Annotated in this window: 17 protein-coding genes and 1 other annotated feature; all 17 genes read left to right on the top strand. The window is 43.6% G+C overall.

All coding sequences use genetic code 11. The annotated features are described in order from the left end of the window. Positions 1 to 6 precede the first annotated feature (6 nt). Positions 7 to 558 (top strand): hypothetical protein, encoded by a 552-nt coding sequence (locus FILTAD_RS14105; protein WP_124071608.1) that lies wholly within the window; start codon positions 7 to 9, stop codon positions 556 to 558. Beyond that, positions 555 to 1,166: a M50 family metallopeptidase gene (locus FILTAD_RS14100; RefSeq protein WP_124071607.1), complete on the top strand. Its 612-nt coding sequence runs from the start codon at positions 555 to 557 to the stop codon at positions 1,164 to 1,166. The genes FILTAD_RS14105 and FILTAD_RS14100 overlap by 4 nt, the downstream gene beginning before the upstream one ends. Positions 1,167 to 1,212: 46 nt before the next feature. Then, positions 1,213 to 1,286, top strand: a sequence feature (ribosomal protein L21 leader region). A gap of 12 nt (positions 1,287 to 1,298) precedes the next feature. After that, on the top strand, positions 1,299 to 1,607 hold the full coding sequence (rplU, locus tag FILTAD_RS14095) for a 50S ribosomal protein L21 (RefSeq protein ID WP_124071606.1): 309 nt from the start codon (positions 1,299 to 1,301) through the stop codon (positions 1,605 to 1,607). A gap of 6 nt (positions 1,608 to 1,613) precedes the next feature. Continuing rightward, the gene (locus FILTAD_RS14090; RefSeq protein ID WP_124071605.1) at positions 1,614 to 1,943 is read left to right on the top strand and encodes a ribosomal-processing cysteine protease Prp; all 330 of its coding nucleotides are present in this window, start codon (positions 1,614 to 1,616) and stop codon (positions 1,941 to 1,943) included. Between the two features lie 12 nt (positions 1,944 to 1,955). After that, positions 1,956 to 2,246, top strand: coding sequence for a 50S ribosomal protein L27 (rpmA, locus tag FILTAD_RS14085; protein WP_124071604.1), 291 nt, complete (start codon positions 1,956 to 1,958; stop codon positions 2,244 to 2,246). 150 nt (positions 2,247 to 2,396) lie between these two features. Continuing rightward, complete coding sequence (locus tag FILTAD_RS14080; protein ID WP_124071603.1) at positions 2,397 to 2,996, top strand: Spo0B domain-containing protein; 600 nt, start codon at positions 2,397 to 2,399, stop codon at positions 2,994 to 2,996. An 11-nt stretch (positions 2,997 to 3,007) separates the two neighbouring features. After that, a complete protein-coding gene (obgE, locus tag FILTAD_RS14075) occupies positions 3,008 to 4,297 on the top strand; it encodes a GTPase ObgE (protein WP_124071602.1) in 1,290 nt (429 codons plus the stop codon). A 63-nt stretch (positions 4,298 to 4,360) separates the two neighbouring features. Next, positions 4,361 to 4,816 (top strand): ACT domain-containing protein, encoded by a 456-nt coding sequence (locus FILTAD_RS14070; RefSeq protein ID WP_124071601.1) that lies wholly within the window; start codon positions 4,361 to 4,363, stop codon positions 4,814 to 4,816. A gap of 15 nt (positions 4,817 to 4,831) precedes the next feature. Next, entirely contained in the window at positions 4,832 to 5,713 is an 882-nt protein-coding gene (gene pheA / locus FILTAD_RS14065; RefSeq protein ID WP_124071600.1) for a prephenate dehydratase, read from the top strand. A 172-nt stretch (positions 5,714 to 5,885) separates the two neighbouring features. Next, positions 5,886 to 7,037 (top strand): LysM peptidoglycan-binding domain-containing protein, encoded by a 1,152-nt coding sequence (locus FILTAD_RS14060; protein ID WP_124071599.1) that lies wholly within the window; start codon positions 5,886 to 5,888, stop codon positions 7,035 to 7,037. A gap of 99 nt (positions 7,038 to 7,136) precedes the next feature. Next, positions 7,137 to 7,913 (top strand): phosphotransferase, encoded by a 777-nt coding sequence (locus FILTAD_RS14055; protein WP_160117619.1) that lies wholly within the window; start codon positions 7,137 to 7,139, stop codon positions 7,911 to 7,913. A gap of 149 nt (positions 7,914 to 8,062) precedes the next feature. Next, on the top strand, positions 8,063 to 9,352 hold the full coding sequence (locus tag FILTAD_RS14050; RefSeq protein WP_238988257.1) for a sensor histidine kinase: 1,290 nt from the start codon (positions 8,063 to 8,065) through the stop codon (positions 9,350 to 9,352). 120 nt (positions 9,353 to 9,472) lie between these two features. Next, positions 9,473 to 10,078: a Holliday junction branch migration protein RuvA gene (ruvA, locus tag FILTAD_RS14045; RefSeq protein ID WP_124071597.1), complete on the top strand. Its 606-nt coding sequence runs from the start codon at positions 9,473 to 9,475 to the stop codon at positions 10,076 to 10,078. 33 nt (positions 10,079 to 10,111) lie between these two features. Continuing rightward, positions 10,112 to 11,122, top strand: coding sequence for a Holliday junction branch migration DNA helicase RuvB (gene ruvB, locus FILTAD_RS14040; RefSeq protein WP_124071596.1), 1,011 nt, complete (start codon positions 10,112 to 10,114; stop codon positions 11,120 to 11,122). A gap of 29 nt (positions 11,123 to 11,151) precedes the next feature. Next, complete coding sequence (gene queA / locus FILTAD_RS14035; protein WP_124071595.1) at positions 11,152 to 12,204, top strand: tRNA preQ1(34) S-adenosylmethionine ribosyltransferase-isomerase QueA; 1,053 nt, start codon at positions 11,152 to 11,154, stop codon at positions 12,202 to 12,204. After that, positions 12,204 to 13,343, top strand: coding sequence for a tRNA guanosine(34) transglycosylase Tgt (gene tgt / locus FILTAD_RS14030; RefSeq protein ID WP_124071594.1), 1,140 nt, complete (start codon positions 12,204 to 12,206; stop codon positions 13,341 to 13,343). The genes queA and tgt overlap by 1 nt, the downstream gene beginning before the upstream one ends. Before the next feature lie 42 nt (positions 13,344 to 13,385). Further along, a complete protein-coding gene (gene yajC / locus FILTAD_RS14025; protein WP_124071593.1) occupies positions 13,386 to 13,658 on the top strand; it encodes a preprotein translocase subunit YajC in 273 nt (90 codons plus the stop codon). The last annotated feature ends 84 nt before the right edge of the window (positions 13,659 to 13,742 follow it).

Here is a 13,742-nt window from a genome sequence, read left to right as displayed (position 1 = left end):
ATCGGGTTGAAATGGCGAACAAAATGGTTTTTAGCAATTGTGTTGACAATCGGCGTATTCGGATTGGCGAAGTTGGAAAACGATGGCGTAGTCAGTAAGCCGATTACGCAATACGTAACAACCGGAGAAGACTTTGTCGCGATGAAAAAATGGGTCGCATCAATGATGCAAGAACCTGAAAGTGGAACGATTAAAGTAATGGCAGATCCCCATCAACTAGAGCCTTTTGCCACATATGAGACTATGCAACCTTATAAAGACGGCGTTATCGTTTCCTATACGCATCCCATCCCAATCGAAGCGCGAGGAAATGGGCTGATAAGCTTTACAGGCTATACACGCCAATCAGGGAAAACCGTGACAGTTATGTATGACAACGGTGATGAAGTGACTTATGGGTTTATAGGCAAATTTGCGAAACTTCCATACACAAGTGTAAAAAAAGGGGACACGCTCGCGCTTATGGATGAAGGCGCAATCTATTTGATGGTGAAACGTGACGGTGTTAAATTAGATGCATCGTTATTGCCGACGTATCTATCCGGAGCTGGCCAATGAAGTTTCGTTTACATCCCGTCCTTTTACCCATTTTTTTCATTTTAATTGTAACAGGTGGACTTTCGCTGTATGCATTGCTGTTCATTTCACTGCTCATTCATGAAGCTGGGCATCTTCTCCTTGCCCGATTAACAGGAATGCGCGTTAGATCGTGCACAATCATGCCCTACGGCGGGGAAATCATATTTGCGGATCGTTTAACGGCTCCGAAAAAAGATCGTATCCTCGTGGCGTTAGGCGGTCCTGTGGCGACATTACTTTTACTTATTGCGGCGATGGTCTTTCCTTTTCCGGGTGACGACCAAGTCATCCGGATTCAATTGGCGCTACTCTTTCTAAATTTACTACCAATCCTTCCACTTGATGGCGGACAGGCGTTATCTGCGCTATTGGAAACCGATGGCAACGCCCATGAAACACGGGCACACTATTTACTTTCCTCGATTTTTTTATTGGGCTTTTCAATCATCCTCCTATTGACCGGTTTACCTGAAACATTGCCGTATGTACTGCTTGCACTCTTCCTCTTTCTGCAAAATATATCCGTATTCCGGTTTAGAAAATATGAAAAAGCGTTCCACGATTTGAAAATAAAACAATTGACATAAACGCATTCTATGTGATAATATTCAAATGTTATTGTTTGTAGCACCCGTGCTACTGCAACCGCACTGATAGGGTACAAGCATCCGAAAGGGTCACCCTGGAAGGCGAGTCTAAGTCTAAGAGGAGGTGCAAGTATGTACGCAATCATTGAAACTGGTGGAAAACAAATCAAAGTCGAAAAAGGTCAAGAAATCATCATCGAAAAAGTAGCTGGTGAAGCTAAAGATGTTGTTACTTTCGACAAAGTTTTATTCGTAGGTGGAGAAGATGTGAAAGTTGGCGCTCCATTCGTGGAAGGTGCTACTGTAACAGCGAAAGTTGTTAATCAGGGCCGCGGTAAAAAAATCACAGTATTCAAATACAAAGCGAAGAAAAACTACAAAAGAAAACAAGGTCATCGTCAGCCATTCACGAAACTCGTCATTGACGGTATCAATCTGTAAGCCGACATGATCAAAATCATAATCAACGAACAATCTTCAGGCCGCATCCATTCATTTGAGATGAAAGGTCACGCAGATTTCGCTGAACATGGAAAAGACCTTGTCTGTGCGGGTGCATCTGCAGTATCATTCGGTGCTGTTAATGCTATTATCGCGCTAACAGGCGAGACACCTGACATCCAACAGGGTACAGACGGTGGTTACTTGAAAGTCATTTTTCCGGAAGCTTCGGACAGCGATCACGATATACAGTTGATCGTAAAAGCGATGATTGTTTCTTTGCAGACGATTGAACAAGACTATGGGCAACATATAAAACTCACATTTAAAAAGTAGGAGGTGGAATACATGCTACGTTTAGATCTCCAGTTTTTTGCATCGAAAAAAGGAGTAGGTTCTACTCGGAACGGTCGTGACTCAGAATCGAAACGTCTTGGCGCAAAACGCGCAGACGGTCAGTTCGTTACAGGTGGCTCAATCCTTTATCGTCAACGCGGAACGAAAATTCATCCAGGTGAAAATGTCGGTCGCGGTGGTGACGATACACTTTTCGCTAAAGTTGATGGCGTCGTTCGTTTTGAACGTTACGGTCGCGATAAGAAAAAAGTTAGTGTATATCCTGAAGTTCAGGAAGCTTAATATACGACTTGGAGGACTGCATATGATGTGCAGTCCTCTTTTTCTATTTCAACTTCTTTTTATTGAACTAATAACTCTATATAATATGGTTTTATAATCTCTTGCGGGAGGCATCCCCAAGCGCCGAGCGTTGTTGAGAGGATTCTTCGAATGCATGAATGCATGCATAGCGAAGAACCGTTAAAAAATGCTATACTGTATCTAGAAAATGTTGGTGGTGAATGGGAAATGGGAAACGGTGGACTGACTATAGGTAATGCGTTGAAATTTGCACGCCATGACTTTTTGAATGAACTTCAGGTAATCCTACTGTATATCGACCTTGGAAAAATTCCGGAAGCGAAAAAGAAGATTTTAGACGTGACAGAAGGCATGCGCCAATTAGCGATGTTGGAAGGGCTTGGTTTACCGGCCACTGAAATGTGGATAAGTACATTTGACTGGGTATATGGCGCTTTTTCCAAAACCGTAATTTGTAAAATTACACCTGGCGTTCGAGCAGTAGAAGACGGACTGGTTGTCGCTTATCTGAAGCAAGTCTTTCAGGATGCGGAAGCTTCGATGGACCCTGCGGCTGAATATCATGCAGAATTCATTGTGAACGCTTCTTCAACAAGCTGGCAGATAGACATTAGCGTAAGCGGTGGCCCTATGGATACCAAACTTCCCTCCCCGAAAGTCATTGGGGATTTCAAAGTCGAAGAAAAAGTTTCAACGAATCAATGGACGTTCACAATCAGTGGACAATAGGAGGAAAATATATGTTTGTCGATCACGTAAAGATATTTGTCAAAGGTGGCGACGGTGGTGACGGAATGGTTGCTTTCCGTCGAGAAAAGTATATCGCATACGGCGGTCCAGCTGGAGGCGACGGTGGTAGAGGCGCTGATGTCGTATTTGTCGTCGATGAAGGATTACGAACGTTGATGGACTTTAGGTACCAACGCCATTTCAAAGCACCGCGCGGCGAGCACGGCGGAAGTAAAAACCAGCACGGAAAAGGCGCCACTGATATGATTGTCAAAGTTCCACCGGGTACAGTAGTGACAGATGTAGAAGATGGACATATCATTGCTGACCTTGTTGAACATGGTCAAACAGCTGTCATCGCAAAAGGTGGTCGTGGAGGCCGAGGAAATAGCCGATTTGCTACACCGCAAAACTCTGCACCGGAATTATCCGAAATGGGAGAACCGGGAGTCGACCGCGAAGTGGCGCTTGAATTGAAAGTTTTAGCGGATGCGGGATTGGTTGGATTTCCAAGTGTCGGGAAATCGACATTGTTATCTGTCGTCTCTGCTGCAAAACCTAAAATTGCAGATTATCATTTTACAACACTTGTACCAAACCTTGGGATGGTCGAGACGGATGATCACAGAGGATTTGTACTTGCGGATCTTCCAGGGCTCATTGAAGGCGCATCAGAAGGCGTAGGCCTTGGACACCAATTCCTTCGTCATATCGAACGCACACGGGTTATTATCCATGTAATTGATATGTCCGGGCTGGAAGGGCGCGACCCATACGAAGATTTCCAAACGATAAATGAAGAACTGAAACAATATAATTTACGGTTAACAGAACGTCCGCAAATCATTGTTGCAAACAAAATGGACATGCCTGAAGCTGAAGAGAATTTACGTTTATTCAAAGAGAAGCTTAATGACGAAAATGCCCTCATCTTCCCGATTTCAGCGATTACAAGAAAAGGGCTCGATGAATTATTATTTGCAGTTGCAGACCTCTTGGAAACTACACCTGAATTCCCACTTCATGAAGCAGTCGATGAAGAAGAACATGCAGTTCTTTATAAACATCAAGCTGAAGCAGCGGACTTTGAAGTGTCACGCGATGATGACGGGGCATTTGTATTATCCGGTTATACAATTGAGCGACTCTTTAAAATGACGGACTTCAACTTCGACCAATCTGTACGGAAATTTGCAAGACAAATGCGTGGAATGGGTGTAGATGATGCCCTTCGTGAACGCGGTGCAAAAGATGGAGATATCGTTCGACTTCTTGAATTTGAATTTGAATTCCTGGAATGATTTTAGTAAGGTCAATTGACTAGTTAAACAGAGAATATGCGATACGGGAGTAGGGGGCAAACGATGAAACAATTGGGGGAAGGCCAGTTTTATCTTGTACGGGAAGACGTTTTGACGGAATCTATGCAGAAAATGCTGGAGGCGAAACGGCTTTTGGCAAGCGGTGAAGAGTCGACGATTCAAGAGGCCACGAAGCGTGTTGGTTTGTCCCGTAGCGCTTTTTACAAATACCGTGATACCGTTTTTCCGTTCGAGTCAATTGCTCGAGAACGTGTCCTTACAATCTTCATACAACTTGAAGATCGGAAAGGGTCACTTGCAACATTATTACGAATTATTTCTGAGGCGAAGTGCAACATTCTGACGATTCACCAAACAATTCCCGTCCAATTACGGGCGAATATTACGTTGTCACTCGATGTAACGGAAATGTCTATCAAAATGGAAGAGTTCCTGCAACGGCTGAAAGCACCCGACTTTGTCGATTCGGTTAACTTGGTCAGTTCAGGTGCACTCTAATGGGGGGTTCGTTTTATGACTGATAAAAATTTCACACCGACTGTTGCCTACTTGGGGCCGGAAGCTTCCTTTACGCATATTGCGGCAACAACGTTATTTGGGACCGTGGGATTGTCACCACGACCTACAATTCCCGATTGTATTGAAGCGGTGGCAGAAGGGCATGTAGCGTATGCTATCGTGCCGCTTGAGAATGCATTGGAAGGTTCCGTGCCATTGACGATTGATTATTTATTTCACGGCAATGAATTATTCATCAATGCGGAAATTTCGACGCCGATCGAACAACATATTATGGTCAATAAAAAACAGGAAGAATTTGTAGATGAAATCGAATCCGTTCATTCACATCCTCATGCACTAGCGCAGTGTCACAAGTATTTGCAGTACCGTTTTCGTCGGGTTCCACTTATTCAGACGACTTCGACGGCGGCAGCTGCAAAATACGTGTCTGAAAATCCGGATGAAAAAATTGCAGCAATCGGCAATCGACTAGCAGCCGAAAAATATGGACTTCACATTGCAGAAGAAAATATTCATGATTTTCATTTCAATCATACACGTTTTGTCGTTTTGTCATTACGCAAGGGTATGTTGGAAATTGAGGGTCATTCAGAAACGCCGAAGACAACATTAATGGTGAAGTTACCTGAAGATGATCGGTCAGGTGTGTTACATCAGATATTATCCGTTTTTGCATGGCGTAGGCTGAATATGAGTAAAATTGAATCCCGGCCACTAAAAACAGGGCTTGGCAATTATTTCTTCATAATCGATGTGTTGGAATCAATTGACCACCCGATGATGAAAGGTGCAATGGAAGAGCTTGCCGCGCTTAATTGTACTGTGAAATCGTTGGGTTCCTATTTTACATATAACGAAGTACCATCCCGCTAGTAGCAGTAAAGGGATGGTACTTTTTTTAGTTTCAAAATTGCTCACTTCTTTTTTCGAATAAAAACCCCCGTCCCGCATATAAATGGCAAGAGGGGACGCCCTGCTAAGAATGCACGTCACAAAAGCGGGCGTTCGTTCATACGATGAAATGATGGAAGGGGGAATTTTTTAAGTGGAAGTCCACATTGTTGCAAAAGGGGATACGTTATGGAAGATTGCGCGTCAGCACGGAATCCCGTTCGAAGAATTGAAACGGGTGAATGCGCATCTAGCGAATCCCGATTATATCGTACCCGGTATGAAAATATTTTTGCCAGACAACCATTCAGGAACGAAAGGAGGACAAAAAGGCGGCGGGAAGGTTCCTGGTAAAGGTCCTGTGAAAACGCCGGATAAAGTGAAGAAACCAGAAAAACCGGCTCCGCCAACACAAGAAAAACCAGGCGTTCCATCAACACCAATCCCATTGCCGAAGCCGGTTTCGCCACCAACACCGACGCCGAAACCATTACCGACACCGACACCAAAGCCAACACCAAAACCGTTGCCACCGGTACAAGAAGAACCGCCAGTGCAACAACAACCGTCGAAACCAACACACCAGCATCACACACACGCTTGTGTTCACCAGGTTATGGGGATTCCGTGCGGATGGATGCCGATTTACGATGCCGATTGCCATTCATACATTCATTCTGGCCAAATCCAGGCTATCCCGGTACCGGAAATACCTAGTCATCAAGAATATAAGCCAGCACCAATACCAAAGCCGCAACCAATACCACAACCGTTGCCGCCGATGCAGAAGCCGCCACACCAGCACTATCCATATTACGAAATGGATCATGATGAATCACCAATCTATCCAAGCCATGGTCCTACATTACAGCCACCAACAAAACCAATGCCTGATGGGTGGCAACTACTGGAGTCACCTGAAATACTAGTTGTTGAGCCTCCTACCTGTGAAGTGGAGCCATCTGTATCATGTCCACCTGAAGACAACTATGTCCCGCAAGTTGTACCACCTGTACCCCAGCCGAATGATTGGGATACGCCTATATCGCAGCCGACTGATTGGAGTCCGCCGCAATATATGCCGCATTTAACTCATCACGGATGTGGCTGTGGGTGTCATGATGCAGGTCAGTATCAGATGATGCCGCCGATGGGTCACTCTCAAATGATACCAATGGGGTATTATCCAATGATGCATCCCGCCCATCAAGCGGTACCTTGTAATTGCCAACCAGGAAACCAGGCAATGCCTCACCAAATGAGTCCAGTACCTTATCAAGGCTCTAACTGGCCCGGAACGTACTGACGCGGGATGGGTCAGAAGGAGAAACTCAGAAAAATTAAAGATAATGTTTGGAAACTAGAAAGAGATGGGAAATTCTTTTCTGTTAAGAAATACCGTTCCATGGCAACTGCGATGAAAGTACAGTCTATCCATAATGCTCTAAGTTCCGTATCGTACCCGAACATTGTACCGGTTGAGAGTGCTGAGGACGATCTGATCTTTATACAACCATGGCTTGAAGGGTCTAAAGCCGTTAATTTCAAAAAAAGAGCAGACCGCACAGACTCACTTGCGGCACTACACGCGCTACACGATACAAAAGAACGAATCGACTGGCACACCTCCACCTACTTACATCCTTACCCGTTACTTGCCAAATGGGAAGAGAGGATTGTTCGTTTTCGTGAAATCATGGGAGCATGCGAGGTGTATATCGGAAAAGGCCGGGTTGAAGAAATCATGTTTTATGCATTACATGCTTTTAGTCTTGTAAAGAAAAATTATAAAGATAGTTTGGACGGCACACTGCTTCATGGAGATGTCGTCCATCACAATATTCTTCGAGGTCCTGATGGTTTAATTCGCTTTATTGACTTCGATTTAGCTAGCACGGGGCCTGCAGGTACTGAAATTGCATTATGGATACATCGTGTGTTGCCTCAAATAGAATACGATATCGAATTTTTGATGGATGAACAACCGTCACTGAAAAAATTGGATTTATCTTCAAGTACATTACTTCTATTTCCAAACGAATTGTTGCGGGAGTGGTTACATTTTTTCACATTGTCGGCTACTTCCAAAGAAAAACAAGCAAAACTGCTCATCCCATTTACAGAGTCTGCTCTCTTACATTGGCCAAAATTATGGTATGATGTAGAGCGGCTCAACAAATAGGGATTGTGTCACGGCGTGATGTAACTAGATTTTTTAATAGTATCCGTCCAATGCATTGAATGAACTACATTCTTGCATGGGACGGATATTAATATGGGGAAAATTGCGTTACGGCATGGTCTTATTACAAAAATCGGGTATAATTCAAAATGACCAAAGATGACGGTCAAACTAATAAGGACGACGAAAGGAAACTTCACTTGATTGAAACAATACTTATTAATTTCTTATTCTTACTACTTCCCGTCTTAATAGCCGTAATCTTCTTAGAAAATAGAACGACTTACTCGAATAAATACATATATTATATTATTCTTACATCAATTTCTATGCTTCTATGTATGATGTTTCCCATTGAATTAGAAATGGGATTTATAATGGACTTTAGGTATATTCCTTTTATCATTACTGCGCTTTATGGTGGGTATAAGATGGTTTTCCCGCTTTTCCTAGTGCTGAACGGCTATCGATTCTATATTGGGGGAGAAGGTACTTACCACTCTCTGTTATTTGCACTAGTTATTTTTATTTTAGTCCCTTTACTGAGTAAAAAGTTTAACGATCTGGACGCCCGTAATCGTATACTATATTCGGCAGGCGTTGTTACCGGTTCAATGCTGTTTTATCTAGTAACACTAAGCTATTTTTTCGAACAGTTAACAAGTGAGTATTGGTTGTTAGCTATTTACATGATGGCAACACATATAATCTTTATGACAATTGTGATGATGTTAATCGAAAAAATCATTTTCAATATAAATAGACGTGAGGCCTTTTTACATTCGGAAAGATTGAATATTGTCAGTGAATTATCGGCCAGTGTTGCGCACGAAATAAGAAATCCGCTTACAGTCACGAATGGATTTCTCCAACTTTTACATGGATCAAAAAGTTTGGCTGAAGAAGAAAAAACGTATATTGAATTTTCATTGAAAGAATTAGAACGGGCTGAAAAAATTGTTAGTGATTTTCTAGCCTTCTCCAAACCTCAGTCAGCACATATGGTCTATTCCAATTTTGAAAAGGAAATAGCATATGTCGCATCGATTATCAAGCCCTATGCAAAAAGACATCAGGTTGAATTGAATGTACATTTTGCAAATACATTAAAGAAAAAATTTGATGAAAACCAGGTACAGCAATGTTTGATCAATTTATTTAAAAATGGCGTTGAAGCCATGGACGGAAACGGTGGTGTTCTTTACATAGACGTTTCGGAAAAGCATAAAAACATACTAATACGCATAAAAGACAATGGTGTCGGTATGACAAGTGAAGAAATTTCACAGTTAGGAAAGCCTTATTATTCCACAAAAAAAGAGGGGACAGGCCTCGGTATGATTATGGTATATAGTGTGATAAATAATATTAAAGGAAGAATTGAAGTGGAAAGTAAGAAAGGGAAAGGAACTACATTCCTGATCATCATCCCTGCATAATCAGTGGCCGCCAAGAAAGCGGTCCTTTTTTTTCTTTGGATAGGTGAAATAAGGATGGTTAGCCATGTAGAAAGTGCGTTCGTATGGTATAATCGATGTACTGTATAGGGGGAGAGTTTTGTGTACGATTACATAAAAGGGCATATCACACGTGTGACGCCGGAATACATTACACTCGAACAAAGCGGGGTAGGCTGGCTTATCATGACACCGAACCCGTACGCATTCCATAAGACGGATACTATCCAACAAGTGTTTACCTATCTACATGTTCGTGAAGATATTCAACTTCTTTTGGGGTTCAAATCATTGGAGCAACGGGAGTTATTCAAAAAGCTCATAACGGTTTCCGGTATCGGACCTAAAGGAGCGCTCGCCATACTCGCTAGCGGCATACCTTCTCAGGTAATCGGCGCAATTGAACGAGAAGATGAGTCATTTTTGGTCCGGTTTCCAGGTGTTGGGAAAAAGACGGCGCGTCAGATGATTTTGGATTTAAAAGGGAAATTGCATGATCTATTTAGTGAAACTGATTTTCCAGACGAAGATAGTACACTTTTGACAATGGCGGAAAATGGTGCGCTCGATGAAGCCATCTTGGCACTTGAGGCGCTCGGTTACTCCCAGCGTGAACTGACGAAAATTAAACCTGTATTGGAAAAAGAGGATTTTGATACCGAAGGCTACATGAAATTGGCGCTTAGATTATTATTGAAACAGCGTTAAATGAATACTCGTATTCGGAAAGGAGGATGAACGATGGAAGAACGTGTTATCTCAGGCGATGTTACGAATTTTGATGAGCGGTTCGAACAGTCACTGAGGCCACAATTTCTAAGTCAATATATCGGACAGGAAAAAGTCAAAGATAACTTAAGTATTTTCATTGAAGCGGCGAGAGGGCGGAACGAAAGCCTGGATCACGTCTTGCTGTATGGGCCGCCAGGGCTAGGAAAGACGACACTCGCAAGCGTCATCGCCAATGAGATGAATGTTAATATCCGCATGACAAGCGGACCTGCAATTGAACGTCCCGGTGATCTTGCTGCGGTTGTTTCATCTCTTGAACCGGGTGATGTGTTATTCATCGATGAAATACACAGACTGAACCGGTCGATTGAAGAAGTGCTTTATCCTGCAATGGAAGATTTCTGTCTGGATATCGTCGTTGGAAAAGGTCCGGCTGCCCGGTCGGTTCGCCTTGACTTGCCACCGTTTACGCTAATTGGTGCGACAACTCGTGCCGGTGCATTATCTGCTCCTTTACGAGACCGTTTCGGTGTGCCGCTTCGTCTCGAATTCTATGAAGTCGGGCCGCTTACGAATATCGTTGTTCGAAGTGCCAGTCTTTTTGAAGTGGCAATCGACGAGCAGGCAGCTGTTGAAATCGCCCGGCGTTCGCGCGGAACTCCCCGGATAGCGAACCGGTTGCTGCGCCGCGTGCGTGACTACGCACAAGTAAGAGGGAATGGTAATATCACAGTGGAAACAGCACAAGAAGCGTTGGAGATGCTGCAAGTCGATTCGCATGGCTTGGATCATATCGACCACAAACTTCTCACTGGGATGATTGAACGATTCCGTGGAGGTCCTGTCGGCGTCGATACAATCTCCGCAAGTATCGGCGAGGAATCTGTGACAATTGAAGACGTTTATGAACCGTATCTACTTCAAATCGGTTTTCTTCAACGGACACCTCGTGGTCGAATTGCCACTCGGCTTGCCTATGACCATTTTGGCTATGCATTTCCGGCGGGACAAGATTACTAATTTAACAGCTAAGGGAGATTACATAAACAATGGATGTACATGATTTTGATTTTGATTTACCGGAAAGACTAATCGCACAAACACCTTTACAAAATCGCACGGCAAGCCGTCTCATGGTGTTGGACAAAGAGACAGGGCAAGTGGAACATCGCCAATTCCCTGACTTGCTAAACGAGTTGCAAAAAGGAGACGTGCTTGTTTTAAACGATACACGTGTTTTACCTGCCCGACTGATGGGTGTAAAAGAAGAAACAGGTGCGACCATTGAAGTGCTTCTTTTAAAGGAGACGGGCTATGATGAATGGGAGACGCTTGTTAAGCCCGCTAAAAGAGTGAAAGTCGGAACGATTGTCACGTTTGGTGATGGACGTCTGAAAGCGCAATGTACAGGCATACTGGAACAGGGTGGACGTATATTCAAATTCAGCTATGAAGGGATTTTCTATGAAATCCTGGACGCGCTTGGTGAAATGCCTTTGCCACCTTATATAACTGAATCGCTTGATGATCAGTCACGCTACCAGACTGTTTTTGCAAAAGAGCGCGGTTCTGCAGCAGCACCGACGGCGGGGCTTCATTTTACGGCGGAATTTCTTGAGGAGATTCGGGCTAAAGGCGTTACGGTTACATTTATCACATTGCATGTCGGTCTAGGGACATTCCGTCCGGTTAGTGCCGATTCAATTGAAGGCCATACGATGCACTCCGAGTATTATCATGTCACAGAAAGCACCGCGAATACAATCAATGACGCGAAACAACAGGGTGGACGCATATTTGCGGTAGGTACAACTTCTGCAAGGACACTCGAGACAATTGGTTCAGCGAATAACGGGAAAATCGTACCTTCAAGCGGTTGGACGTCCATTTTCATTTTCCCCGGATATGAATTTACGATTCTTGACGGTCTCTTGACGAATTTTCATTTACCAAAATCGACATTAATCATGCTCGTTTCTGCACTGTCTTCACGTGAATTTGTGCTAGCCGCTTACGAAGAAGCAGTAAAAGAGAATTACCGCTTTTTCAGTTTTGGAGACGCAATGTTCATAAAACCGTCACATAGGAAGGAGTCATACTAATGGCTGCAATCACATACGAACATATTAAAACATGTAAACAAACAGGAGCACGTCTTGGAATTGTTCACACGCCCCATGGATCATTCGAAACCCCTACATTCATGCCAGTTGGAACACAAGCTACTGTAAAGACGATGTCTCCTGAAGAATTAAAAGAAATCGGCTCGGGAATCATTTTAAGTAACACCTATCATCTTTGGCTTCGACCGGGTCATGATATTATCAAAGAGGCGGGTGGCCTGCATAAGTTCATGAATTGGGACAGACCGATTTTAACGGATTCAGGTGGATTCCAGGTATTTTCATTGAGCAAGTTTCGTAAGATTGAAGAGGAGGGCGTCCATTTTAGACATCATTTGAACGGGAGTAAGTTATTCCTAAGTCCTGAGAAATGCATGGATATTCAAAATGCACTTGGATCGGATATCATGATGGCATTCGATGAATGTCCGCCATTTCCTGCAACCTATGAATACATGAAATCGAGTGTGGAAAGGACATCCAGATGGGCTGAACGCTGTCTGAAGGCACACGCACGTCCAGAAGACCAAGGGTTATTCGGCATTATCCAAGGCGGAGAATTTGAAGAATTGCGGACACAAAGTGCCAAGGACCTAGTGTCACTTGATTTCCCTGGATATGCAATCGGAGGTTTGTCAGTCGGGGAACCGAAAGATATTATGAACCGGATGCTTGAACACACAACTCCACTTATGCCGGCAAATAAACCGCGTTATTTAATGGGCGTTGGTTCACCGGATTCGCTTATCGACGGCGCAATCCGCGGTGTCGATATGTTCGACTGTGTCTTGCCGACACGTATTGCGCGCAACGGAACACTCATGACAAGCGAAGGCCGCCTCAACATCAAAAATGCGAAATTCGAACGGGACTTCGGGCCACTCGATGAAAAATGTAGTTGTCATGTATGTAAAACGTATAGTCGGGCTTATATCCGTCACCTTATCAGGGCGGACGAGACATTCGGAATTCGGCTTACTTCGTATCACAACTTGCATTTCCTACTTAACTTAATGGAACAAGTTAGAGATGCAATACGTCATGATTGTCTCGGAGATTTCCGGGAAGAGTTCTTCGAAAGTTACGGGTTCAACAAACCGAATGCAAAAAACTTTTGAATCTTGTATAATGAATCGAGAACGAAAAAGGGGGATTTTTAAATGGAAGGTTTAATGGGTCTATTGCCATTCGTAGCGATGTTTGCTGTGATGTGGTTCTTGCTTATCCGTCCGGCGCAAAAGAAACAGAAAGCGACGAAACAGATGCAAAGCGATTTAAAACGTGGAGATCAGGTTATTACAATTGGTGGAATTCACGGAGCAATTGACGCTGTAGATGACTCGTCGGTCTTTCTTAAAGTGTCAGATGGTACGACATTGCAATTCGACAGACAAGCAATCGGTCGTGTGACTGAATCTAAGGCAGCATTGTAAAATTGATAGAGGCGGTAGCTTTAACGAGATTTTTCTCGTTGTAGCTATCGCCTCTATTTTTACCGGAAATGTGTATACAAGTTG

The organism is Filibacter tadaridae (genome assembly GCF_900609045.1).
GTDB lineage: Bacteria > Bacillota > Bacilli > Bacillales_A > Planococcaceae > Sporosarcina > Sporosarcina tadaridae.
This window is presented reverse-complemented; position numbering and strand designations above follow the sequence as displayed.

Bases quoted from the DNA above. Each gene is read 5' to 3' on its own strand.
- rpmA (WP_124071604.1), top strand. From the start codon at position 1,956: ATGCTACGTTTAGATCTCCAGTTTTTTGCATCGAAAAAAGGAGTAGGT.
- pheA (WP_124071600.1), top strand. From the start codon at position 4,832: ATGACTGATAAAAATTTCACACCGACTGTTGCCTACTTGGGGCCGGAA.
- FILTAD_RS14100 (WP_124071607.1), top strand. From the start codon at position 555: ATGAAGTTTCGTTTACATCCCGTCCTTTTACCCATTTTTTTCATTTTA.
- yajC (WP_124071593.1), top strand. From the start codon at position 13,386: ATGGAAGGTTTAATGGGTCTATTGCCATTCGTAGCGATGTTTGCTGTG.
- tgt (WP_124071594.1), top strand. From the start codon at position 12,204: ATGGCTGCAATCACATACGAACATATTAAAACATGTAAACAAACAGGA.
- FILTAD_RS14055 (WP_160117619.1), top strand. From the start codon at position 7,137: ATGGCAACTGCGATGAAAGTACAGTCTATCCATAATGCTCTAAGTTCC.
- ruvB (WP_124071596.1), top strand. From the start codon at position 10,112: ATGGAAGAACGTGTTATCTCAGGCGATGTTACGAATTTTGATGAGCGG.
- queA (WP_124071595.1), top strand. From the start codon at position 11,152: ATGGATGTACATGATTTTGATTTTGATTTACCGGAAAGACTAATCGCA.
- FILTAD_RS14070 (WP_124071601.1), top strand. From the start codon at position 4,361: ATGAAACAATTGGGGGAAGGCCAGTTTTATCTTGTACGGGAAGACGTT.
- rplU (WP_124071606.1), top strand. From the start codon at position 1,299: ATGTACGCAATCATTGAAACTGGTGGAAAACAAATCAAAGTCGAAAAA.
- FILTAD_RS14080 (WP_124071603.1), top strand. From the start codon at position 2,397: ATGCATGAATGCATGCATAGCGAAGAACCGTTAAAAAATGCTATACTG.
- obgE (WP_124071602.1), top strand. From the start codon at position 3,008: ATGTTTGTCGATCACGTAAAGATATTTGTCAAAGGTGGCGACGGTGGT.
- FILTAD_RS14050 (WP_238988257.1), top strand. From the start codon at position 8,063: ATGACCAAAGATGACGGTCAAACTAATAAGGACGACGAAAGGAAACTT.
- FILTAD_RS14090 (WP_124071605.1), top strand. From the start codon at position 1,614: ATGATCAAAATCATAATCAACGAACAATCTTCAGGCCGCATCCATTCA.